Source organism: Streptosporangium sp. G12 (assembly GCF_052983175.1).
In genome coordinates this window covers 545,775-568,134 of sequence record NZ_JBRIQO010000001.1, presented here as the reverse complement: position 1 = coordinate 568,134, position 22,360 = coordinate 545,775, and the positions used below count along the sequence as shown (strand labels likewise).

The 22,360-nt window shown below is 72.3% G+C and carries 20 protein-coding genes; 14 read left to right on the top strand and 6 right to left on the bottom strand.

Features of this window, described 5'->3' with window-relative positions:
* Positions 1-72 precede the first annotated feature (72 nt).
* Positions 73-741 carry an NAD-binding protein gene (locus ACVCAG_RS02375; protein WP_440081954.1) on the bottom strand — a complete coding sequence of 223 codons (669 nt, stop codon included), beginning with the start codon at positions 739-741 and terminating at the stop codon, positions 73-75.
* Positions 734-2,074, bottom strand: a complete 1,341-nt coding sequence (locus tag ACVCAG_RS02370; RefSeq protein WP_440081955.1) for a potassium transporter TrkG — start codon at positions 2,072-2,074, stop codon at positions 734-736. Before ACVCAG_RS02370 ends, ACVCAG_RS02375 begins: the two co-directional genes overlap by 8 nt.
* 201 nt (positions 2,075-2,275) lie before the next feature.
* On the opposite strand from ACVCAG_RS02370, the gene ACVCAG_RS02365 reads away from it, so the two are divergent.
* From ACVCAG_RS02365 to ACVCAG_RS02350, 4 genes are all read left to right on the top strand, one after another.
* Positions 2,276-3,172: an AAA family ATPase gene (locus ACVCAG_RS02365; RefSeq protein ID WP_440081956.1), complete on the top strand. Its 897-nt coding sequence runs from the start codon at positions 2,276-2,278 to the stop codon at positions 3,170-3,172.
* 133 nt (positions 3,173-3,305) lie between these two features.
* Positions 3,306-4,376, top strand: coding sequence for a VWA domain-containing protein (locus ACVCAG_RS02360; RefSeq protein ID WP_440082175.1), 1,071 nt, complete (start codon positions 3,306-3,308; stop codon positions 4,374-4,376).
* Positions 4,369-5,475 carry an XdhC family protein gene (locus ACVCAG_RS02355; RefSeq protein WP_440081957.1) on the top strand — a complete coding sequence of 369 codons (1,107 nt, stop codon included), beginning with the start codon at positions 4,369-4,371 and terminating at the stop codon, positions 5,473-5,475. Before ACVCAG_RS02360 ends, ACVCAG_RS02355 begins: the two co-directional genes overlap by 8 nt.
* Before the next feature lie 134 nt (positions 5,476-5,609).
* Positions 5,610-6,227, top strand: a complete 618-nt coding sequence (locus tag ACVCAG_RS02350) for an NTP transferase domain-containing protein (protein ID WP_440082176.1) — start codon at positions 5,610-5,612, stop codon at positions 6,225-6,227.
* Here ACVCAG_RS02350 and ACVCAG_RS02345 read toward each other — a convergent pair.
* Positions 6,207-7,100 carry an endonuclease/exonuclease/phosphatase family protein gene (locus ACVCAG_RS02345; RefSeq protein ID WP_440081958.1) on the bottom strand — a complete coding sequence of 298 codons (894 nt, stop codon included), beginning with the start codon at positions 7,098-7,100 and terminating at the stop codon, positions 6,207-6,209. The two genes, ACVCAG_RS02350 and ACVCAG_RS02345, sit on opposite strands and share 21 nt — an antisense overlap.
* 202 nt (positions 7,101-7,302) lie before the next feature.
* On the opposite strand from ACVCAG_RS02345, the gene ACVCAG_RS02340 reads away from it, so the two are divergent.
* The 7 genes from ACVCAG_RS02340 (at position 7,303) to ACVCAG_RS02310 (ending at position 13,763) form a co-directional block, all read left to right on the top strand.
* Positions 7,303-8,343 (top strand): LLM class F420-dependent oxidoreductase, encoded by a 1,041-nt coding sequence (locus ACVCAG_RS02340; protein ID WP_440081959.1) that lies wholly within the window; start codon positions 7,303-7,305, stop codon positions 8,341-8,343.
* 222 nt (positions 8,344-8,565) lie between these two features.
* Positions 8,566-9,714 carry a M24 family metallopeptidase gene (locus ACVCAG_RS02335; RefSeq protein WP_440081960.1) on the top strand — a complete coding sequence of 383 codons (1,149 nt, stop codon included), beginning with the start codon at positions 8,566-8,568 and terminating at the stop codon, positions 9,712-9,714.
* Positions 9,715-9,739: 25 nt separating this feature from the next.
* On the top strand, positions 9,740-10,300 hold the full coding sequence (gene efp / locus ACVCAG_RS02330) for an elongation factor P (RefSeq protein WP_362848715.1): 561 nt from the start codon (positions 9,740-9,742) through the stop codon (positions 10,298-10,300).
* Positions 10,300-10,710, top strand: a complete 411-nt coding sequence (gene nusB, locus ACVCAG_RS02325) for a transcription antitermination factor NusB (protein WP_362676410.1) — start codon at positions 10,300-10,302, stop codon at positions 10,708-10,710. Before efp ends, nusB begins: the two co-directional genes overlap by 1 nt.
* Positions 10,711-11,167: 457 nt before the next feature.
* Positions 11,168-11,926, top strand: a complete 759-nt coding sequence (locus ACVCAG_RS02320) for a methyltransferase domain-containing protein (protein ID WP_440081961.1) — start codon at positions 11,168-11,170, stop codon at positions 11,924-11,926.
* A gap of 37 nt (positions 11,927-11,963) precedes the next feature.
* A complete protein-coding gene (locus ACVCAG_RS02315) occupies positions 11,964-13,202 on the top strand; it encodes a DNA polymerase IV (RefSeq protein ID WP_447189401.1) in 1,239 nt (412 codons plus the stop codon).
* 147 nt (positions 13,203-13,349) lie between these two features.
* Entirely contained in the window at positions 13,350-13,763 is a 414-nt protein-coding gene (locus ACVCAG_RS02310; RefSeq protein WP_344747391.1) for a DUF3040 domain-containing protein, read from the top strand.
* Positions 13,764-14,029: 266 nt separating this feature from the next.
* Here the strand turns inward: ACVCAG_RS02310 and ACVCAG_RS02305 are convergent, their stop codons facing one another.
* Genes ACVCAG_RS02305 through ACVCAG_RS02295 form a run of 3 tightly spaced genes read right to left on the bottom strand, consistent with a single transcriptional unit; the run spans position 14,030 to position 18,698 of the window.
* Positions 14,030-16,471: a transglutaminaseTgpA domain-containing protein gene (locus ACVCAG_RS02305; RefSeq protein WP_440081963.1), complete on the bottom strand. Its 2,442-nt coding sequence runs from the start codon at positions 16,469-16,471 to the stop codon at positions 14,030-14,032.
* Complete coding sequence (locus tag ACVCAG_RS02300) at positions 16,468-17,724, bottom strand: DUF58 domain-containing protein (RefSeq protein WP_440081964.1); 1,257 nt, start codon at positions 17,722-17,724, stop codon at positions 16,468-16,470. The genes ACVCAG_RS02305 and ACVCAG_RS02300 overlap by 4 nt, the downstream gene beginning before the upstream one ends.
* Entirely contained in the window at positions 17,721-18,698 is a 978-nt protein-coding gene (locus ACVCAG_RS02295) for an AAA family ATPase (protein WP_362676400.1), read from the bottom strand. The genes ACVCAG_RS02300 and ACVCAG_RS02295 overlap by 4 nt, the downstream gene beginning before the upstream one ends.
* Positions 18,699-19,188: 490 nt before the next feature.
* On the opposite strand from ACVCAG_RS02295, the gene mraZ reads away from it, so the two are divergent.
* From mraZ to ACVCAG_RS02280, 3 genes are all read left to right on the top strand, one after another.
* A complete protein-coding gene (mraZ, locus tag ACVCAG_RS02290; RefSeq protein ID WP_362848730.1) occupies positions 19,189-19,620 on the top strand; it encodes a division/cell wall cluster transcriptional repressor MraZ in 432 nt (143 codons plus the stop codon).
* A gap of 226 nt (positions 19,621-19,846) precedes the next feature.
* Complete coding sequence (gene rsmH, locus ACVCAG_RS02285) at positions 19,847-20,839, top strand: 16S rRNA (cytosine(1402)-N(4))-methyltransferase RsmH (RefSeq protein ID WP_362848776.1); 993 nt, start codon at positions 19,847-19,849, stop codon at positions 20,837-20,839.
* A gap of 43 nt (positions 20,840-20,882) precedes the next feature.
* Positions 20,883-21,353 (top strand): hypothetical protein, encoded by a 471-nt coding sequence (locus tag ACVCAG_RS02280; protein ID WP_440065092.1) that lies wholly within the window; start codon positions 20,883-20,885, stop codon positions 21,351-21,353.
* Positions 21,354-22,360: the final 1,007 nt, after the last annotated feature.

Genomic DNA, 22,360 nt, shown 5'->3' with positions numbered 1-22,360 from the left:
AGGCCAGAGCCATGTCCGGCCCGATTGTCCGCGAATGCCACGGCACCCCTGCGAGGGCTCGGGGGCCCGCGCTCAGGTCTCCTCGGCGAACCGCTCCGCCTTGTCGGTCTCGCCCGCCACGAGCAGGGTGTCGCCGCCGTGGATCACCGTGTCGGAGGTGGCGTACGTGAATCTGCCGCCGGGTTTCTTGATCCCGACCACGGTGACCCCGTACTCGCTGCGGATGCCCAGGCTGCCCAGGCTCTTGCCGTCCGCCCACCGGGGCGCCATGGTCTTGATCAAGGCGTAGTCCTCGTCGACCTCCACGTAGTCGAGCATCCGCCCGGTGACGAGGTGCGCGACCCGCTCGCCCATGTCGTGCTCGGGCTGCACCACGTGGTGCGCGCCGACCCGCTGCAGGATCCGGCTGTGCTGCAGGCTGATCGACTTGGCCCAGATGTCGGCCACCTCCAGGTCGGCCAGGATCGAGGTGGTCAGGATGCTCGCCTCGATGTCGGTGCCGATGCCGACGACGGCCCGGCCGAACTCCCCGATGCCCAGCTGGTCGAGCGCGTCGGGATCGGTGGAGTCGGCGCACACCACGTGGGTGAGCCGCCCGGAGAAGTGCTGCACGTTCTTGGGGTCGCTGTCGACGCCGAGCACCTCGACGTCGCGGCCCGCCAGCTCCACCGCCAGCGCGCCGCCGAACCGGCCGAGACCGATCACCACGACCGCGTCGCCGCGGTTCCTCTTGTCAACCAACGAGGGGACGCTCCTCCGGATATCGGAACCGACGGGTTTGGACGTGCAGCGCCAGCGCGGCGCCCAGGGTCACCGGCCCGAGCCGCCCGACGAACATCAGGAGGGTCAGGATCAGGTGTCCCGCGGTGCCGACGTCGGCGGTGATCCCGGTCGACAGCCCGACCGTGCCGAAGGCCGAAATCACCTCGAACAGTACGCGGTCCAGCTTGAACGGGGTCACCGTCATCATCGCGAACGTGCCCACGGCGACCGACGCCACACTCAGCAGGGCGATCGTCAGCGCCTGCCGCTGCAGCTGCTCGGGAATGCGGCGGCGGCTCGCCGAGACGTCGGGCTCGCCGCGCAGCTCGGCCAGGATCACGAACCCGAGGAGCGCGAACGTCGTCACCTTGATGCCGCCCCCGGTGCTCGCGCTGCCCGCTCCGATGAACATCAGCACGTCGCTGATCAGCCAGGAGTTCTCGCTCATCTGGGAGGTGTCCACGGAGTTCAGGCCGCCGCTCCGGGTCATCGCGCTGTGGAAGAACCCGGCCATGATCCGCAGGCCGGGGGACAGGGCGCCCATCGTGCCGGGGTTGTTCCACTCGGTGGTGGTGATGGCCACCGCCCCGCCGAACAGCAGGACGGCGGTCATCCCCAGCGTGATCTTGGCATGCAGCGTCCAGCGGGACGGGCGGCGCCAGTTCTGCCGCAGCACGGCGTAGACGGGGAAGCCGAGACCTCCGGCGACCACCGCCGTGATGAGCGGGAGGCAGATCCACGGGTCGGTGACGAACCTCATCATGCTGTCCGGCCAGAGCGCGAACCCGGCATTGGTGAATGCCGAGATCGCATGAAAAATTCCGTAATAGGCGGCGCGGCCGACCGGTTCCCCGTACCCGATCACGAAGCGGGCGGCGAGCACCGCGGCGGTCAGCGCCTCGGCGACCAGCGTGACCTTGGCGACCCCCACGATCACCCGTCGTACGTCGCCGGGACCGAGGGTCTTGGTCTCGGCCTGGGTGTTGAGGCGGGCGCGCAGGCCGAGCTTTCCTGAGACGATCACCGCGAGGATCGAGGAGAGCGTCATGATCCCGAAGCCGCCGATCTGCATCAGCGCCAGGAGCACGATCTCGCCGAAGAGCGACCAGTGCGTCGCGGTGTCGTGCACGGCGAGCCCGGTCACGCACACCGCGGAGGTGGCGGTGAACAAAGCCGACGTCCACGAGGCGCTCTGGTCCCCCTCGACCGCGACCGGCAGCGACAGCAGCCCCGTACCGGTGAGGACCACGGCCAGGAACGCCAGCACGACGACTCTGGACGGGGTGTTGATCTGGTCGAGCAGGTTCTTCACAGGGGGTGACAATACTTCTTCGAGGGAGAGCGGCGGCGTTCCCACCGGATTTCCGCCCGGCTCCCGGCTCCCGGTTTTCGGGACCTCGTGAGCCACCCGCCGCGAGGTCGGCACCGGCGTGCCGCGGGATTCCCGGAGAGCGCCGGATCCAGGGAGGGTGTGATCACGCGAGGACCCGGCCTCCGGGCGTAGCCTGAGGTGGTGGTGAGGCGGACAATCGAGGCATCCGATGTGGAATCGCCCGCGCAGCTGGCGGAACTGCTCGACGAGCGGTCGTACCTGGCCGGTGCGGGGCTCGTCACGGCGGCCTTCCTCGCGCTGCGGATGGGCCGCCCGCTGCTGCTCGAAGGCGAGGCCGGAGTCGGCAAGACCGAGCTGGCCAGGACCCTGGCCGAGGTGCTCGGGGCGCCGCTGATCCGCCTGCAGTGCTACGAGGGGCTCGACGCCTCCCAGGCGCTCTACGACTGGGACTTCGCCCGCCAGCTCCTGCACCTGAAGGCGGCGGAGGCGGGCGGCGTCACCGACGCCGCCCGGCTGGAGGGCGAGGTCTACGACCGGAGGTTCCTGATCGCCAGGCCGCTGCTGAGGGCGATCGAGACCCAGCCCGCGGTGCTGCTCATCGACGAGGTCGACCGGGCCGACGTGGAGTTCGAGGCGATCCTGCTGGAGGTGCTCTCGGACTTCGCGATCTCCGTCCCCGAGCTCGGCACGATCCGCGCCGCCCGGCCGCCGGTGGTCGTGCTGACCTCCAACCGCACTCGCGAGGTGCACGACGCGCTGAAGCGGCGCTGCCTCTACCACTGGCTGGAGCATCCCTCCTTCGAGCGGGAGGTGGCGATCCTGCGCAGGCGGCTCCCCGAGTGCTCGGGCAGCCTGGCCGAGCAGGTGGCCACGGCGACGGGACGGCTCCGCGAGGCCGATCTGATCAAGCCGCCGGGGATCGCCGAGACCCTCGACTGGACCGAGGCGCTCCTGGCACTCGGCGCCCGCGAGCTCGACCCCGACGTGGCGGCCGCCTCGCTGGGCGCCCTGCTCAAGCACAGGGAGGACCACGAGACGGTGCTCGGGAACGGATTCTTCGGTGCGTCCCGGCGCTGACGGCCCTCCCCCCGCCGGAGTGCCCTCCGCCACGGGGGCTCCCGCCTCGGCTTCCCCGGTCTCCCGCGTTTCCACGGCTTCCACGGCTTCCACGGCTTTCCCGGCCGGGACCGGGGAGGACCTGGTGGCGGTCATGACCGGTTTCGCCAGAACCCTGCGCGCCGCGGGGGTGCCCGCCGACCACGAGCGGACCCAGAACCTGCTGCGCGCGCTGTCCCACCTGGACGCCTCCAGGCCCGACGACGTCTACTGGGCGGGCCGGGTCACGCTGTGCGCCTCGGCCGACGACCTGCCCCGCTACGACCGGGTCTTCCGGGCCTACTTCGGAGGGCTGCGCGCGGGCCGCGCGAGAGCGGCGGCGGTCACCGTCACCCGGCACACCGCGGCGACGCCGGGGGCACGCCCTGACCGGGGGGAGAACGGCGAGCCCCCGGCCCTCGCGGCGACCGCGAGCGCGACGGAGGTGCTGCGCACCCGGGACGTGGCCGCGATGACGGCGGCGGAGCTCGCCGAGGCGCACCGGCTGCTCGCCCTGCTGCGGGCGGGCAGGGAACGGCGCGCGTCGCGGCGCTTCCGGCCCGCCCGCAAGGGGCGGCTGGACGGCAGGGCGACCATCCGCGAGACCCTGCGCAGGGGCGGGGAGACGGCCGGGCTGCGTTACCGCGCGCGCCGGACGAGGCCCCGCAGGGTCGTGCTGCTGATCGACGTCAGCGGTTCCATGACCCCGTACGCGGACACGCTGCTCCGGCTCGCCCACGCGCTGGTCAGGTCGGAGCCGAGGGCCACCGAGGTGTTCAGCGCGGGCACCCGGCTCACCCGGCTCACCTCCGAGCTGCGCCACCGCGACCCGGCGGCCGCGATGGCCGCCGTCTCCCGGGCCATTCCCGACTGGAGCGGCGGCACCCGCCTGGGTGAGGAGCTCCGGCGGTTCCTGGCGCTGAACGACGCGGCCGGAGCGGTGGTGGTGATCGCCTCCGACGGATGGGAGCGCGGCGACGTCTCGCTGCTGGGGGCGGAGATGGCCCGGCTGTCCAGGACGGCCCACCGGGTGATCTGGGTGAACCCGCACAAGGGCCGGGAGGGCTACCGGCCGCTCACCGCGGGGATGCGGGCCGCGCTTCCCCACATCGACGACTTCGTGGCCGGGCACAGCCTGGCCGCGTTCGAGGAACTGGCGACGCTGCTGGGAGGCACGCATGCGTGACGTGTTGTCACAGATCCTGAGGTGGTGGGAGGCGGGAGAGACGTTCGGCCTGGCCACCGTGGTCGACACCTTCCGCAGCGCGCCCCGCCCGCCGGGGGCGTCCATGGCGGTGCTCGGCGACGAGGCCGAGGGCAGCGTCTCCGGAGGCTGCGTCGAGGGCGCCGTCTACGAGCTGGCCCGGGAGGTGATCTCCTCGGGCACGCCCGTCCTGCAGCGGTACGGCGTGAGCGACGACGAGGCCTTCTCCGTCGGACTGACCTGCGGCGGCATCCTGGACATCCTCGTCGAGCCCGTCTCCAAGGAGACCTTCCCCGAACTGGGGGCGGTCGCCGCCTCGGTGCTGCGGCGCGAGCCGGTGGCGGTGGCGACCGTCCTGTCGGGGCCGGGCGTGATCGGCACCCGCCGGGTCATCTGGCCGGACCGCTCCTCCGGCTCGCTGGGCGTGACCCGGCTGGACGACGCGGTGGACGACGACGTCCGGGGCATGCTGGCGCAGGGGCTGACGGGCGTCCGCAGGTACGGGGCGCGGGGACAGCGGCGGCTCGACGAGCTGTCGGTCTTCGTCCAGTCCTTCGCGCCGCCGCCCCGGATGCTGGTCTTCGGCGCGATCGACTTCGCCGCCGCGGTCGCCAGGGTCGGCAAGTTCCTCGGCTACCACGTGGTCGTGTGCGACGCCCGGCCGGTCTTCACCACGGCCAAGCGCTTCCCCGAGGCCGACGAGGTGATCGTCAAGTGGCCGCACGACTATCTCACCTCGACCGTCGTGGACGAGCGGACCGCGATCTGCGTGCTCACCCACGACCCCAAGTTCGACGTCCCCCTGCTCGAGGTCGCCCTGCGCACCCCGGCGGGCTACGTCGGCGCGATGGGCTCGCGCCGCACGCACGAGGACCGGCTGGCCAGGCTCGCCCAGGCGGGTCTGGGGGAGGCCGAGCTGAAGAGGCTCCGCTCGCCGATCGGGCTGGACCTGGGCGCGCGTACGCCCGAGGAGACGGCGATCTCCATCGCCGCCGAACTGATCCAGCTGCGCTGGGGCGGCTCCGGCCGGCCGCTGACCGACGGTTCCGGCAGGATCCACGGCGAGGGGCCGGGCGCGTGAGCGAGGAGGCGAAGACCTCGGCGGAGACATGGGCGGCGGGGACACCGGCGGAGATCCCGGCGGGGGACGGGGAAGGGGACGCCGAGGGGAGCGCGGAGGAGATCCCCGCGGGATCGGCGGGCGGGCGCCCGCCGATCGCCGGGCTGCTGCTGGCCGCCGGGTCGGGCTCGCGGCTCGGCACTCCCAAGGCGCTGGTGGAGTTCCGCGGGGAGCGGCTGGTGGACCGGGGGGTCAGGACGCTCCACGACGGCGGCTGCCGTCCCGTGGTCGTCGTGCTCGGCGCGGCCACCGTACGGGTGCGGGGAGCGGTGACCGTCCACAACCCGCGGTGGGACTCGGGAATGGGCTCCTCGCTCAGAGCCGGCCTGGACGCGATCCCCGCGACCGCCGAGCACGTGGTGATCGCCCTGGTGGACCAGCCGTTCGTCGGCCCGCGGGCGGTGCGGCGGCTCGTCGACGCGGCGGCGGAGGGCGCCTCGGTGGCCGTCGCCACCTACGGCGGCGCGCGGCGCAACCCGGTGCTGATCGCCAGGGAGCACTTCGGGGAGGTCGCCCGGCTCGCGACCGGCGACGCCGGCGCCCGCCCGTTCCTGAGAGCCCATCCCGAACTGGTTGTCGCGGTCCCCTGCGACGACGTCGCCGACCCCGCCGACATCGACACCCCGGCCGACCTGTCCGCGCTCCTGGCCGCTCGGGCTCCCGGATCTCCAGGCGGCCGGGAGGCCGGGCGGCTAGGCGGCCAGGCGCAGTGAGGCGACGGCCGCGCGGTGGTCGCTGCCCGCGGCCCGCTCGACGCCCGCCCTGGTGGCGACCATGCCGCGGTAGAGGATGTGATCGGGCCGGGTGACGGGGAAGGACGCGGGCCAGGTGAAGCCGAAACCCGTACCGGCCTCCTGCTGGGCGTCCGACAGCGGCGGCACCAGGCCGGAGCGCTTGCGGTCGGTGGTGGCGGTGTTGAGGTCGCCGAGCAGCAGCAGGTGCCGGCTGTCGTCCCTGTCGACCATCCTGCGGGCGTGGGCGAGGGTCTCGTCGCGCTGGGCGGTCTGGCCGGGCCGGGCGGAGGCGAGGTGCATGACGTACACGGTCAGCCTGCCCTTGGGGGTGACGACCACCGCGCGCAGTGCCCGCGCCCAGTCGAGGCCGATGTCGGCCTTGCGGGCCTCGGCGATCGGGAACCGGCTCCACAGGCCGACCGTGGCGATCCGGTAGCGGTAGGGGAAGCGTTCGTTGAGGGCCTTCGCCGCCGGGCCGCCGGCGGTCAGCTCCTGCACCGCGACCAGGTCGCGGTCCCTGGAGACGGACCGTATGGCGTCGGCCGAGTCGGCGTTGGTCGCGCCGACGTTGAGCGTGGCGACCGACAGGTCGCTGGGCCCGCCCGGCGGGCTGCGCAGCAGCGTCGGGCCGAACATGAGGCCCCACACGGTCGCCGGGACCATCGCGGCGAGGACCACCTGCCACGAGCGGGTGGCCAGCGCGCAGACCAGCAGGACCGGTACGGCGACCCCGAGCCAGGGGAGGAGGCTCTCCAGCACGGGTGTGAAACCGCCAAGCTCCGGCAGGAGCCGATGCCCCCCGAGGATCAGGGCGAGCGCTCCCGCCGTCACGATGATCGACCGCCTCAGCACATCGCTCCTCGTCCACCCTCCGGCGGTCACCTGCCCCCGGAACGCCAGCCCTCCCGGGGTCCCCTACCCCGGAATGCGTAGGCTACCGGCCCGGCGGCGGCGGCGCGGGGCTTGGTGCTTCGGCGGTGAGTCGATAACCTTTGTTGCCGAGACAACGGAACAACATTCGGTTTCGTCGGCACCGCGGAAGGACGATCTCACGATGCGCATCGGTATGGCCCTGAACTACTCGGGGGGCTTCAAGGAGACGGTGGCCGAGCTGGCCGACTACGAGAAGGCCGGTCTCGACATCGTCTTCGTCGCCGAGGCCTACAGCTTCGACGCGGTCAGCCAGCTGGGCTACATCGCCGCCAGGACCGAGAGACTGCAGATCGCCTCCGGCATCCTGCCGATCTACTCCCGCACCCCCGCACTGCTGGCCATGACCGCCGCGGGCCTGGACTACGTCTCCGACGGCCGCTTCACCCTCGGCCTGGGCGCCTCGGGCCCGCAGGTCATCGAGGGCTTCCACGGCGTCCCGTACACCGCGCCGCTCGGCCGCACCCGCGAGGTCATCGAGATCTGCCGCCAGGTCTGGAGGCGCGAGCGCCTGACCTACGAGGGCAGGCACTACACCGTCCCGCTCCCCGCCGGCCAGGGGACCGGCCTGGGCAAGCCGCTGAAGCTCATCAACCACCCGGTCCGCGACCGCATCCCCGTCGTGATCGCCGCCATCGGTCCCAAGAACGTCGAGCTGTCCGCCGAGCTGGCCGAGGGCTGGGAGCCGATCTTCTACGTGCCGGAGAAGGCCGCCGACGTGTGGGGCGCCTCCCTGGCGGCGGGCAAGGCCAGGCGGGACCCGGCGCTGGGCGAGCTGGACGTGATCGCGCAGGCCTCGCTGGCCATCGGCGACGACGTCTCGGGCTGGCTGGAGCTGGGCCGCCCGATGGCGGCCCTCTACATCGGCGGGATGGGCGCCAAGGGCAAGAACTTCTACAACGACCTCGCCCGCAGGTACGGCTACGAGAAGGAGGCCGAGCAGATCCAGAACCTCTACCTGGAGGGCAAGAAGGACGAGGCCGCCGCGCTCGTGCCGTACGAGCTGCTGGAGAAGATGTCCCTGATCGGCCCCGAGGGACACGTCCGCGAGCGCCTGCAGGCCATGCGCGAGTCGGGCGTCACGACCCTGAACGTCGCCCCGCTGGCCGGCACGCACGAGGAGCGCGTCCGGCTCATCGAGAAGGTCAGGGAACTCGCCTCCTGACCCCCCTCGCCCGCGGACGGGCACGCGTCCGCCTCTCCCGCCTCCCGCTGGACGAGTGTGCGGCCAACGTGGGCGCGGCCAGGACGGGCGCGTGACCAGGACGGGCGCGCGGCTGGCGTGGGTACGAGGCCAGGACAAGCGCGCGATCGGGCGGGAGGGTGGCGGGACCGGGCACGACCACGGTGACGACATCCGGTCAAAGCGGTTAATAGCATGCGTGTCATGACCGCCACCCATGCCCGCCGCCGCGCGAACCTCGCGGCCCTGCTGCCCGCTCACGAGGTGGACGCGCTCCTGGTCACCGGCGGCGTGAACGTGCGCTACCTGACCGGCCTGGCCAGCTCCAACGCGGCCGTCCTGGTGCGGGCGGACGCCACCGCCACGCTGGCCACCGACTCCCGCTACATCGGGGCCGCCCGGCGCGTCTGCGCCGACATCGAGGTGGTCGAGGAGTCCGACGTCGCCGGGGCCCTGCTGCCGGAGAGCGGCCGGACGGGCATCGAGGCCGACCACATGTCCGTCGCCGGCTACTTCCGGCTGGGCGGGGAGTCCCTGCGCCTGTCCGGGGTGGTGGAGTCGGTGCGCATGGTCAAGGACGACGCCGAGCTCGACCTGATCCGCACCGCGTGCGAGATCACCGACCGCGCCTTCGCCGAGGTCCTGCCCGAGCTGCGCCCCGGGCTGACCGAGAAGGAGGTCGCCAGGTCGCTGGAGCGCCGCATGATCGAGCTGGGTGCGGACGGGCTCGCCTTCGACTCGATCGTCGCGAGCGGGCCCAACGGCGCGATCCCGCACCACTCGCCCGCGGACCGGCCGCTGGAGCGCGGGGACCTGGTCACCATGGACTTCGGGGCGCTGTACCGGGGCTACCACGCCGACATGACCAGGACCGTGGCGATCGGCGAGCCCGCGGGGTGGCGGCGCGAGCTGTACGACCTGGTCCAGGCCTCCCAGCGGGCCGGCGTCCTGGCCGCGAGGGCCGGCGCGGCGCTCCACGAGGTGGACGCCGCCGCCCGGGACCTGATCGGGGAGGCGGGGTACGGGGAGTTCTTCAAGCACGGCCTCGGCCACGGCGTCGGGCTGCAGATCCACGAGGCGCCGTTCCTGTCCCAGAGAAAGCCGGAGGACCGCCAGGCAGGGCCGGAGGACCACCCGGGGGAGCCGGCGGACTCCCCGCAGCCGGAACGATCTTCACGAGAGCCGGAGCGCGACCATGGGCACGCTAGACTTGAGGATCGAGTTCCGGTAACCGTTGAACCTGGGGTTTACCTTCCCGGCAGGGGCGGCGTCCGCATCGAGGACACGCTCGTGGTGCGCGATGGCGGGCCGGAACTTCTCACACGGACGACCAAAGAGCTGCTCGTCCTTTAAGAGCGGCCGTACGCAGGAGAGACTAGTGGCGACGACGAACGACCTCAAGAACGGCCTGGTGCTCAAGCTCGACGGCGGTGAGCTCTGGGCCGTCGTGGAGTTCCAGCACGTCAAGCCCGGCAAGGGCGGCGCGTTCGTCCGCACCAAGCTCAAGAACGTGCTATCGGGCAAGGTCGTCGACAAGACCTTCAACGCGGGCGTCAAGGTCGAGGTGGCCAACGTCGACAAGCGCGAGATGCAGTTCTCCTACATGGACGGCGACGACTACGTCTTCATGGACACCGAGAACTACGACATGCTCCACGTCACCAGGGTGGCGGTCGGCGACGCGGCCAACTACCTGCTGGAGAACATGCTGGCCACCGTGGCGATCAACGAGGGCAACGTCCTCTACGTCGACCTGCCCGCGGCCGTCGAGCTGATCGTCGCCGAGACCGAGCCCGGCCTCCAGGGCGACCGCTCGACCGGCGGCACCAAGCCCGCCACGCTGGAGACCGGCGCCGAGATCAAGGTGCCGCTCTTCATCACCACCGGCGAGAAGGTCAAGGTCGACACCCGCACCGGCGATTATCTCGGCCGCGCCTGATGTCGGCACGGGGTAAGGCGCGCAGGCGCGCGCTGGACATCCTCTTCGAGGCCGAGGCGCGTGGCGAGGACCCGCTCGGCGTTCTCGCCGAGCGCCTCGCGCGGGCCGAGCCGCCCGTGAACGAGTACACCACGACGATCGTCGAGGGCGTGTGCAGGCACCGGGCGCGCATCGACGAGCTGATCACCACCTACTCCGAGGGCTGGACGCTCGACCGCATGCCGGCGGTCGACCGCAACCTCCTGCGCGGTGGCACCTACGAGCTGCTGTGGATGCCCGACGTCCCCGAGGGCGTCGTCATCAGCGAGTGGGTCAGCCTGGCCTCCGAGCTCTCGACCGACGAGTCGCCGCAGTTCGTCAACGGCCTGATGGCCCGTTTCAAGCAGCTCAAGCCGTCCCTGGCGCTCTAGACGCCGCCACGGGGAGCCCGGAGCCCCGGTCTCCCCGCGCGGTGCCCCCTCCGCCGGAGGTGTCCCCTTTCCTCCGGGCTTGCCCGCGGGGGCGGTCCGCGTCCGGAAAAAGACTCGATCAAGCGCGAGTATGGATAAGTCCTTGGGCCGCGCCGGGGGACGCGCGACGTAGGCTGGGCTTGTCGTTGGACAATCAGGATGAACACCCTGTCCTTCGGGCAAGAAGGAAACCCTTCTCGCCCTGCCGGTTCAACCCGTTAGGGTTGGGGGGTCCCGCGGCAGCCAGGTGGGACTTGTGGTTTCAAACGCGGCAGGGCGTGCCGTGTCTGCGCGGGGAGGCTTCGGGGTTACCCGGGCCGGTGAACCGCGAACCGACAGACCCGACCGGCGGTCGGGTGCTGAAATCCGGGGCTCTCGGGCCGTGGAGGACGTCAACGTACGAGGAGGCGATCTGAAGTTGCACGCCGTAGGCATCTCACGGCAGCCGGGCACTCCCGCGGTCCGCACAGCGGTCGTGTGGGACGTCCTGAGTGCCGTGCTGGCCGAGCGGGTGGCCGCGACAGGCCGTGAGCGGCTCGACATCGTCGACGCCGGAGGCGGTACGGGGGGTTTCGCCGTTCCCCTGGCCGGCCTCGGGCACGCCGTGACGGTCGTCGACCCCAGTCCCGACTCGCTCGCCGCGCTGGAGCGCCGCGCGGCGGAGGCGGGGGTGGAGGTCCGCGCCCTGCAGGGTGACGCCGCGGACCTGGAGGAGCTGCTCCCGACCGGCGGCACCGACCTGGTGCTCTGCCACAGCGTGCTGGAGTACGTGGAGGACCCGGCCGGCGCGGTGAGGGCCATGGCAGGCCTGCTGCGCGAGGGCGGCGTGATCAGTGTCCTCGCCGCCAACCCGCTGGCCGCCGCGCTCCACCGCTCCATCGCCGGCAGGTTCGACGAGGCCCGCCAGGTGCTGGACGACCCCGAGGGCCGGTGGGGCGACCGCGACCCCACGCCCAGGCGTTTCACCCGCGAGGCCCTGGAGCGGCTCCTCGCCGTGACGGGCTTCGCGCCCGGCGAGGTCCACGGTGTGCGGGTCTTCGCCGATCTGGTGCCCAGCAGGCTGCTCGACGGCGAGCCCGGAGCCGCCCGCGCCCTGGTCGCCCTGGAGCAGGCGGCGGCGGCGCACCCGGTGCTCCGCGACATCGCGACCCAACTGCACGTGCTTGGCCACCGGTGAACGCCGCGTCGAACGTCTGTTCCCGTAGGATGGCGCCGTGTCGAGAAAGCAGCAGATACCGCGCCCGGGCTCCGATCTGGGGGCGGACGACACCGGTTGCCCGATCCTTCACGTCGACATGGACGCCTTCTACGCGGGCGTCGAGCTGCGCGACCGTCCCGAGCTCCGGGGCACCCCCGTCATCATCGGCGCGCCCGGGGCGCGCGGGGTGGTGCTCAGCGCCACCTACGAGGCCCGGAGGTTCGGGGTGCACTCGGCCATGCCCATGACCCGGGCCCGACGGCTCTGCCCCCAGGCGGTGATCATCCCGCCCAGCCGGGGCAAATACGCGGAGGTCTCCCGGCGCGTCATGGAGATCTTCCAGACCTTCACCCCCGAGGTCGAGCCGATCGCCTCCGACGAGGCGTTCCTCGACGTCGACGGGGCCCGCAAGCGTCTCGGGCCGCCGACGGCGATCGCCCGGATGATCCGTGAGCAGGTCGAGCGCGAGCAGGGCATCACCTGCTCCGTCGGGGTCGCCAACAGCAAGTTCGTGGCGAAGCTCGCCTCCCAGCACTGCAAGCCCGACGGCCTGTTCGTGGTGCCCGCCGACAGGGTGGTCGACTTCCTGCACCCGCTCCCGGTGGCGGCGCTGTGGGGCGTCGGGGAGCGCACCGAGCAGTCACTGGCCCGCCTCGGCATCAAGACCGTCGGCGACCTCGCCCGGGTCCCGGTGGACACGCTCCAGCGGGAGCTGGGCCAGGCGGCGGGCGCGCACCTGTCGGCGCTCGCCTGGGGGCGCGACGAGCGCCCGGTGACCCCGGACGTCCCCGACAAGAGCATCGGCGCGGAAGAGACTTTCGCCACAGACATCGCCGATCCCGCGGAGATCCGCAGGGAGCTGCTCCGGCTCTCGGAGCGGGTCGCCGCCCGGCTCAGGAAGGGTGGCAGCGTCGGCCGCACGGTGAGCGTCAAGCTCCGCCGCGCCGACTTCACCACCATCTCCCGGTCGCGAAGCCTGCGCGAGCCCACCGACGTCGCCAAGATCCTGTACGACGTCTCCTGCGCCCTCTACGCCGCCTCCGGCCTGGAGAACGTCCGCCTGAGGCTGGTCGGCGTACGGGTGGAGAACCTCAGCCCGGCCGCCGGGGCGACCCGGCAGCTCGGTCTCGGAGAGCGCGAGACGGGCTGGCGGGAGGCCGAGCAGGCGATGGACAGGGCGGTCCGGAGATTCGGTCATGATGCCGTCCTTCCGGCCTCCCTTGTTCGCCCTCCGTTTGATGGAATAGATCCATGATTCCGCCTCCGGTTTGGACTACGTTGGACGTTTTCTTTCGTCTACGTCTACAGCCTCGTATTCTGGGGATAACCGACCGCGAGGTTCGGACACCCCGTGTCGTCCGTCACCGTCTTCCCCATCCTGGGGCTGTCCTTGGGAGGCGCCGTGCCGCTCTCTGAGCACGAGCAGCGCTTGCTCGACCAGATCGAGCAGGCCCTCTACGCCGAGGACCCGAAGTGGGCCAATACCGTCAGGATCAGTGATCCTCGCAGCCACTACAGGCGCCGCCTGGTGAAGGCCTTCATCGGTTTCATCCTGGGCGTCGTCCTGCTGATGGTCGGCGTCGTGATCAACAACGTCCCGCTCGGCATCCCGCTCGGCGTCGGCGGTTTCGTGGTCATGCTCGCCGCATGCCTGTGGGGTCTGTCCAGCTGGAAGCGGATGAACGGTTTCGGCGAGGCCAACGCGGCCACGCCCGCCGATCAGCCGCGAGGCAAGGGAGGGCGCCGTGCCGGCTCCCGCCAGAGCTTCATGGAGCGAATGGAGGAGCGCTGGCGCCGTCGACACGACGAGCGCTAGCCCGGCAGGGCCCGCCGCCGTCCGCGGCGGGCTCCCTCCCTGACGGATCCCCCTGTGCCGGCGAGGGCCACTCGCGGCGTGCGAGCGGCCCGCGTCATCCACCGGCCCCTCGTCCGCCGATTCCCCGCGCGCTCAGCGATCGTTCGCCACCCCGTCCTGAGGGTTACTGTTCCGTACCCTCCCGGCGGCCGAGGATCCCGGCCCGGCGCCTCGATCGTCGTCCCCGGTGATCGGGACGCGGTCGTGCGTCCCGATCACCGGGGGCGCTAGGCGCCCTTCCTGGCGGGCCTGCGGAACCGGATGTTCTCCAGACGGTCGAAACCGTCCAGCACCCGCCCGCCCAGCGCCCGCATCCGCAGGAGCGTGGAGGGCGGCAGCAGCACCGCTCTGATCCGCCTGCCGCGGGTCGCGGTCGCCGTCAGCGCCCGGCGCACGCTCCGCATGTCCTCGCGCAGGGTACCGATCTCACCCGGGGTCCTGGCGTAGAGCGTCCGCTCCACCGCCGCGGCGATTCTCGCCAGCGCGGCGGCGGCCTCCGGCTCGAACACGTACTGCTCCGCCAGCCGCCCGGCCAGCGCGCGCGGGCTCTCGCTCGCCTGCCGGGACATCCCGTAGTCGCACAGGGCGTCGTCGAGTTCGGTCCACGCGGCCGTCACCGCCGGCTCCCGGCGCCCCGCCCTGACTCCCGTGGGGGAGGCGGTACCGCCGGGATCCGCAGCGGCCGGCGCCCCGTCGGCCGGGTCCCCGGCCCGCCGTGAGTATGACCTGCGGCGGCTGACCCGCAGCTGCCAGCGGATCAGCGCGGGGATCAGCGCGACCAGCAGCGCGATCGCGACCCCGATGCCGATCCGGCCGGCCGGCGGCATCCCCTCGTCCACCGGGGTCAGCGCTCCGCCGAACTCCCTGTCGAGCATCTCGTCGCGGCGGTCGTTCGCCGGCCCGGTCGGCGAGTCGGAGCCGGTGGGGTCCGACGACGGTGCCGCGCTCGGCTCGTCGGGGGTGTCCGGCGCCACCTCGGGGCGGGTGTAGGACGGCACCGTCGCGCTGCCCTGGCCCGCTCCGCCCGCCGGGGTGGGTTCGAAGCGGAGCCACCCGGTCCCCTCGAAGTACAGCTCGGGCCAGGCGTGCGAGTCGTGGGTGCGGACCTGCCACCCCGCGGAGGTGACGCTGCCCCCGGTGTAGCCGATGGCGACCCGGGAGGGGATGCCCAGGACGCGCGCCAGCACCGCCATGGAGGCGGCGAACTGCTCGCAGTAGCCGGTCCTGTTGCGGATCAGGAAGTCCGTCAGCGCCGGGCCGTTGTGCCCCTGGGTGGCCAGGCTGTAGGTGAACCCGCCGCTCTTGGTGAAGAACTCCTGCAGCTGGATCGCCTGCTCGTACGGGCCGGCGTCCCGCTCGGTCTCCTGCAGGGCCAGCCGCCTGATCTCTTCCGGCAGGCTCTCCGGCAGCGTCAGGTACCGTTCCCTGATCGCCGTCGCGGGCGGGGCCGCCGTCTTGAGCCGGTCGGCCGTGGGCTCGGGCTCGGCGGTGACGGCCTGGTACGTCAGGCCCCCGGCGGTGTTCCGCGTGGAGAAGACCATGAGCGTGTCGCGGTCGGGCCGCCAGTCGCCCGCCACCGTGACCTTGGACACCGGATAGGGCAGGGGGAGGAAGCTCAGCCTCCTGACCTGGTCGCTCACCGTGACGGTGAGGGTCGCCGGGGTGACGGGCACGCCCGCGCTCTGGCCGGGGGGCGGGGGCATCGGCGCGTCGGACGTCCGGTCCTCCGGACGGCCCCTGGGCTCCGACATCGTCCACTGCTCGCCGTCGAAGATGTCGAGCGAGTACATCCTCAGGTAGCGCGGCGTGCTGTCGCTGGCCTTGTAGGTCAGGACGGTGGAGTTCTCCGGCAGCGACAGCTGGCCGCGCAGGTTGACCATGGGGTTCGGGATGCTGATCGAGTTGCCGCCGCCCCTGCCGTTGCCCACGCCGAAGCCGAACAGCGGGTTGGGCTCCATGGTGGGCAGCAGCGCGGGCAGCAGGACGGCCAGCACGATCGCGGTGAAGCCGATGCGCTTGCCGGAGAGCCGCAGGGCCCCGCTGTCGGAGGACGCGGGCCGGGTGACGGTGAAGGACGACGTACGGCGCACCAGCACCGCGCGGCCCCAGCGGCTGACCCGCTCCCGCCCGTCGGCGACGAGGACGCCCAGGTAGCCCAGGGCCCCGATGATGAACGCCGGCCAGCTGATCGGCTCGGCGACCACCGCCGCCGGGACCGTGAACAGCGCCAGCAGCGGCAGCCCGGTGAGGGCCGCCCTGCGCAGCCGCGCGGCCAGCAGGTCCACCAGGACGGCGATCAGGCCGACGCCGCCGCAGGTCAGCAGGACGATGCCGGTGCTGTCGGGCACCGGGGCGGCGAACCGCTGGATGTCGGCGAAGCCCGTCGTGAGCAGCCTGTCCAGCCTGGCGACCGAGTCCCAGGTGGGGACCACCCTCGCCCACGCCTCGTCCCCGGCGAACACCGCCGTCAGGTAGATCCACACGCCCAGCACCTGCGCGGGCGGCGCCAGCCAGCCGGGCAGCGTGTAGTGGCCGGCCAGCACGCCGATCCCGGTCACGACCAGGATGACGCCCAGGCTCGACCAGAACCAGGCACCGCCCTGGAAGAGCGGGTAGAGCGCGATCGCGACCGCTCCGGTGGCCACGCCCGACGCGATGGAAAGTCTCATGAGCCACCCCTGCTCGCCGCGAATCGTCCGCGCTGCGCGACGTCCTGCCACACGCTCGCGACGGAGGCGCCGGCGGGCAGCCGCACGACGCGCCAGCCCGTTCCGGTGAGCACCGACCGCGCCGCCTGGAACTCCTCGTCCTCGCCCAGCTCGGGATGCTCCCACGCCTCCACGTCCAGCATCACGGCCACGCCGGTCACGTTGCCGTGCCTGGCCCTGGACAGCTCCTGAGCCTGTTCGAGGTCCATCTTGCCGAGCACGGCCACGATCAGGCCGTCGCCGCCGCCCTGTCGCAGCGCGCCGACGCCGTACTCCAGCGACCGCGCCGTGCTGGCCCGTACGACGGCCAGGGTGTCCAGCAGCGACAGGCTCAGCCCGCTGTCGGTGAGGTGCTCGGCACCCTGGTCGGTGACCAGGCGCAGGCCGAGACCCTCGTGGGCGAGATGCACGCCGATGGAGGCCGCGGCCGAGACCGCCGCCTCGAACGACGAGCGCGGGCCCTCGCCCCGGTGGGCGTAGCGCCGGGTGTCCAGCAGCAGCGCACCCCTGCTCTGCCACTGCTGTTCCTCGCGCCGCACCATCAGCTCGCCGTGCCTGGCGGTCGAGCGCCAGTGCACCCGCCGCAGGTCGTCGCCCTGGCGGTACTCGCGCGGCGCGACGTCGTCGTCCCCTGCCGCCGCCACGCTCCTCGTACGGCTGTCGCCGCCGCCCGTCCACTCGCCGGCCAGGCGGACGTGGGGCAGGGCCACCACCTGGGGCGTCACCATCAGCGTGTCGCTGATGGTGAACGACCTGGTCAGCTCGACCAGGCCGAAGGGGTCGCTGATCCGGATGGAGAGCGGTCCGATGCCGAAACGCCCGCGCAGGTCGGAACGGACCCGGTAGTCGATCTCCCGGATTCCCTGCGCCTCCACCCGGTCCAGGACGAACCTGGGGCGGGCGCCGAGGGCGTAGGGAACGGTGTCCTCGATCATCAGCAGGCCGGTCGGCAGCCGGGTGACGTTCTCCAGCCGCAGCGTCACGGTGGCCTCGCTGCCCACCTCGGCCCTGGGCGGGTCCAGGCGCCGGGCGCAGCTCAGCCGGTAACGGGTGCGGGCGACGACCATGGCCGCCAGCAGCGGCAGCGAGATGACCAGCACGCCGATCCTGAGCAGGTCGTGCTCGCCGAGGATGAAGGCGCACAGCAGCGCCGCGACGCCGGACGCGAGGAAGGACCGGCCGCGGGCGGTGAGCGCCTTGAGGCCGGAGGTCACCGGGTCTGGGCCTCGGGCACGGGCACCCGGCGGACCAGGTCGGCGATCACCTGCTCGGGCGGGCGGCGCTGCCCCTGGGCCTCGATGCTGGGCAGCAGCCGGTGTGCCAGGACGGGGACGCACAGTTCCTGCAGGTCGTCGGGGATGACGTAGTCGCGGCCCGCGAGCGCGGCGTGCGCCCGCGCGGCCCTGACCAGCTGCAGGGTCGAACGGGGGGAGGCGCCCAGCCGCAGGTCGGGGGACTGGCGGGTGGCGGTCACCAGGTCGATCGCGTACTTCTTGATCGGCTGGGAGACGTAGACCCCGCGCACCGCCTCGATCAGCGCCTTCACCTGCTCGGTGGTGGCCACCGGCTCCAGCTTGTCCAGCGGGGAGGCGGCGCCGTGCACGTCGAGCATCTCCAGCTCCGCGGAGGGCGCGGGGTAGCCCATCGCGATCCGGGCGGTGAACCGGTCGCGCTGTGCCTCGGGAAGGGGGTAGGTGCCCTCCATCTCGATCGGGTTCTGCGTCGCGATCACCATGAAGGGGGAGTCCAGCCGGTAGGTCGCGCCGTCGACGGTGACCTGATGCTCCTCCATGCACTCCAGCAACGCCGACTGGGTCTTCGGCGACGCGCGGTTGATCTCGTCACCCACCACGATGTTGGCGAAGACCGGGCCGGGCTTGAACTCGAACTCCCTGGTCTGCTGGTTGTAGGCGCTCACTCCGGTGATGTCGCTCGGCAGCAGGTCGGGGGTGAACTGCACGCGGCGCACCGGGCAGTCGATGGACCGCGCCAGCGCCTTGGCGAGCATGGTCTTGCCGACTCCGGGCACGTCCTCGATGAGGAGGTGCCCCTCGGCGAGCAGTACGGTCAAGGTCAGGCGGACGACGTCGCTCTTGCCCTCGATCACGGATTCGATCGACTGGCGGATCCGGTGCGCGGTGACAACAAGATCATCGAGCTGTGGTGAGACGTCATGGGTTACTGCCACCAGGCCTCCATGAGGGTGCGGCGGTTGCGCGCCGGGGGGTTGCCGTTGCGGAATCTTTGCGATCCCGTAACTCATTCTGCTTACCGACACTACGGCGCCGTGCGTTCCCTCGGCGACTTTATGCGGTCATCAGGGCTGATTCCGGGTAAACAGCCATAGTGTGTGCCGCCGCTGTCGCGGTCCTGTACGGGTGGCGTGCCGATCCGGTGACGGGGCGGGGTTCGGCCTTCCATCATTCTTCACCGCGCTCCGGTTTATTTCATGATCTTTAGCCTATTCGGCGGGCCTACCCGACACGCCCAGGGCGTACGAGGGGCCGCTTACCCCCTCCACTCCGCACCACCCCATTTGAACTGGGGAAATGGCGGTGAAACCCGTCGTGAAGAGGCGTGGAATCAGTTGACGGTGGAGAGAAGTGGAGTATGGTGGTGCGCAGTGGAGGGCAGGGCTGTGACGCCTGGCGCTCCGCTGGGCACGGGAGGTGAGGCCGGTGTTCCTCGGCACCCACCACCCGCGTCTCGATGACAAGGGACGGCTGTTCCTGCCGGCGAAGTACCGCGAGGAGCTGGCGGAGGGTCTGGTGATCACCAAAGGCCAGGAGCGCTGCCTCTACGTCTTTCCCGTAGAGGAGTTCCAGCGCATAACCGAGGCTCTGCGCACCGCGCCGGTCACCGCCAAGGCGGTCCGTGACTACAGCCGTGTCCTCTTCGCCAGCGCGTCCGACGAGGTCGCCGACAAGCAGGGCCGGATCACCGTTCCACAGGCTCTGCGCGAATACGCCAGCCTGCGCCGCGACTGCGTCGTCATCGGGGCCAACACCCGGCTGGAAATCTGGGACGCGCACGCCTGGAGCGCCTATCTGGCCGACCAAGAGCAGGCTTTTGCCGATCTGTCGGAGGAGGTGCTGCCAGGGATTCTGTGACTCCACGGTCGACTCATCGGTAAAACGTCGTTCGGCGAGGTCTCCACCCGCAACCACCTGCCCGTCAGCTGATGCACCTTCCCCGGTGTCAGGTGACGGGCGGACACGCGGGTGCGGATGGGGACCTGGCCGGACGGCCCCGGGGGTGGGGGCCAGTTTTCAAGACACCGGTGAGCGTCCGCCGCGCGTCCACGGGACGGGGCGGGAAAGAGGGGGGTTGCGCTTCATGCGCGCCGAGAACCACAACCATGATCTCCAAACGCCCGGGGGTCACGTCCCCGTCATGCTCGACCGGGTGCTGGAGTTGCTCGCTCCGGCGCTGGCCCGCCCCGCCCCCGTCCTCGTCGACGCCAACCTCGGCCTCGGCGGTCACGCCGAGGCGCTGCTCGCCGCGCACCCCTCGCTCCACCTGATCGGGATCGACCGCGATCCCACCGCCATCGAGCGTTCCACCGCCAGGCTCGCCCCGTACGCCGACCGGATCACGCTGGTCCGCGCGGTCTCCGACGAGCTTCCCGAGGTGCTGGCCGAGGTGGGTCACCCTCGCGTCGACGCGGCGCTGTTCGACCTGGGCGTCTCCTCCCCGCAGCTGGACGAGGCCGAGCGGGGTTTCGCCTACTCCTACGACGCGCCGCTGGACATGCGGATGGACCGCGACGAGGAGCTGACGGCCGAGGTCGTGGTCAACACCTACCCGGCCGCCGAGCTGATCCGGATCCTGCGGGATTACGGAGAAGAACGATTCGCCCCGCGTGTCGCGCACTTAATCATCAAGGAAAGGGCCAGGGAGGCCATAACGTCTACCAAGCGGCTTGCGGAGATCGTCAGGACGGCGATCCCGGCCGCTACTCGCAGGACCGGGGGAAACCCCGCCAAAAGGACTTTCCAGGCGTTGCGGATCGAGGTGAACGCGGAGTTGACGGCGCTGGAACGCGCGCTCCCAGCCGCGCTCGACGCATTGACGCTGGGCGGGCGCGTCGTCGTGCTCGCCTACCACTCCCTTGAGGACCGGCTGACGAAGCAGGTCATCACCGCGCGGACCAGGGACACCGGCCCTCCCGGCCTGCCGGTCCCGCTGCCGGCTCACCAGCCGCGGTTCGCGCTCCTGACAAGGGGAGCCGAGCTTCCGAGCGAAGAGGAGGTGGCCCGCAACCCGCGGGCGGCCTCCGCCCGGTGTCGGGCGGCAGAGAGGATCCGTGAGGCAGTTGACGAGGAGTGAGACAGACGTCCGTCGCGCCGCGCCCAGCCGCGGCGCGCGCCCTGTGCGCGTCCCCCGCGCGGTGCCGCAGGGATACGGGACCAGGCCGGCCAGGCCGGCGCCCGCCGTCGCTTCGGCCGCGCAGGTCAAGGCCGCGGCACCCGGGGCCGCAGGGCCTCCCGCGGCCCGTCGCGCCCGGCCGCCGAGGGCTCCTTTCCTGCTGCTCGTGGTCGGCCTGCTCTGCGGCGGCCTGGTGAGCCTGCTGCTGCTGAACGCCGTGCTCGCCCAGGACTCCTTCAGGGCCAACGGGCTGCGCAAGGAGATCAGCGACCTGCGCATCCAGAAGGAGAGCAAGAAGAGCGCCAACATGCGGCGGGAGATGCCGGACGCGGTGGCGAGGAGCAACGAGCTCCAGGGGCTGGGGCCCGACTGGGACACCGCGCGCGTCATCGACCCCGACAGGCCCGCCGTCGGGGTCGCCGGCGACGTCCAGACGCCCGCGGGGCAGGAGCGAGCGCCGGGCACGGGCCAGTGAGGGAGACCGGCGGCCAGACCGGCGGCCCGGGTCCTGGACAGGGCCGCGGCGGTTCCACCGGAGGGCCGGCCGGAGGCTCGGGCCGCCGCTCGCCCGGCGGCCCCGGCCGTACGGCCAGGCCCGGCGGTTCCCCCGACGTTCCCGGTAAGCCCGGAAGACCCGGTTCCGGTGACGCCGGGGCTCCTGGCGTGCCCGGCGGCCCCCATGGACCCGCCCCGCGCAGGTCCCCGGCCCCGGGCACCCCCGGTTCGGGAGCCGCCGGAGGTTCCGGCCGTGCGGGCTCCTCCGGGGGGGCGCGGGAGGCCGAGGGGCCGGGCAGGTCCGGCTCGTCGGGCAGGCCCGGTGCCGGCCGTGCGGGTTCCGCCGACGGGGCGGGCTCTTCGGGCAGGCCGCCCGCGGGTTCCGGCAGGGGGCAGGGGGCCGAGGGGCCGGGCAGGCCGGGCTCCTCCAGGGGGCGGCCGTCCCCGGCCGACGGCCCCGGTAAGGGACGGGGAACCGGCAGGCCACCCGCGCCGGGTGGATCCGGCCGGGCGTCCGCCTCCGGCGGGTCCGGCAGGCCGCCGGCCCCGGAAGGTTCCAGCAGGTCCGACAGATCAGATAAACACGACAAATCAGCCAGGCCGGGCAGGCCTGGCTCCCCGTCGAGGCCGTCGGCCGCGGGCCCGTCCGGCAGGCCCGGTTCCCCGGGCAGGCCGGGTCCCGCCGGCAGGTCCGGTTCCGGCGCGCGACCGCCCGCTCCCGACGGGCCGGGCAGGGGAGGGCGGCCGGACGGCAGGGGTGGTGTTCCCGGCGCTCCCGGCAGGCCCGCCCGCCCCGAGGCGCCGGGCAGGACCTCCGCCTCCCGGCCGGGCGGTCCGCCGGGTCCCGAGGCGCCGCGCGGGCCGGTGCGGTCCTCGCGCTCGGAGGAGCCGCCGGACCCGCTGGGCTGGGTACGGTCCGTGCCGAGGCGCGGGGCCGGGCGGCCCGGGGATCGCGAGCACACCCGCGCGGCGACGCGTGGCGGCGGT

Bases quoted from the DNA above. Each gene is read 5' to 3' on its own strand.
- ACVCAG_RS02355 (WP_440081957.1), top strand. From the start codon at position 4,369: ATGCGTGACGTGTTGTCACAGATCCTGAGGTGGTGGGAGGCGGGAGAG.
- ACVCAG_RS02335 (WP_440081960.1), top strand. From the start codon at position 8,566: ATGACCGCCACCCATGCCCGCCGCCGCGCGAACCTCGCGGCCCTGCTG.
- nusB (WP_362676410.1), top strand. From the start codon at position 10,300: ATGTCGGCACGGGGTAAGGCGCGCAGGCGCGCGCTGGACATCCTCTTC.
- ACVCAG_RS02360 (WP_440082175.1), top strand. From the start codon at position 3,306: ATGACCGGTTTCGCCAGAACCCTGCGCGCCGCGGGGGTGCCCGCCGAC.
- rsmH (WP_362848776.1), top strand. From the start codon at position 19,847: ATGCGCGCCGAGAACCACAACCATGATCTCCAAACGCCCGGGGGTCAC.
- ACVCAG_RS02340 (WP_440081959.1), top strand. From the start codon at position 7,303: ATGCGCATCGGTATGGCCCTGAACTACTCGGGGGGCTTCAAGGAGACG.
- ACVCAG_RS02305 (WP_440081963.1), bottom strand. From the start codon at position 16,471: ATGAGACTTTCCATCGCGTCGGGCGTGGCCACCGGAGCGGTCGCGATC.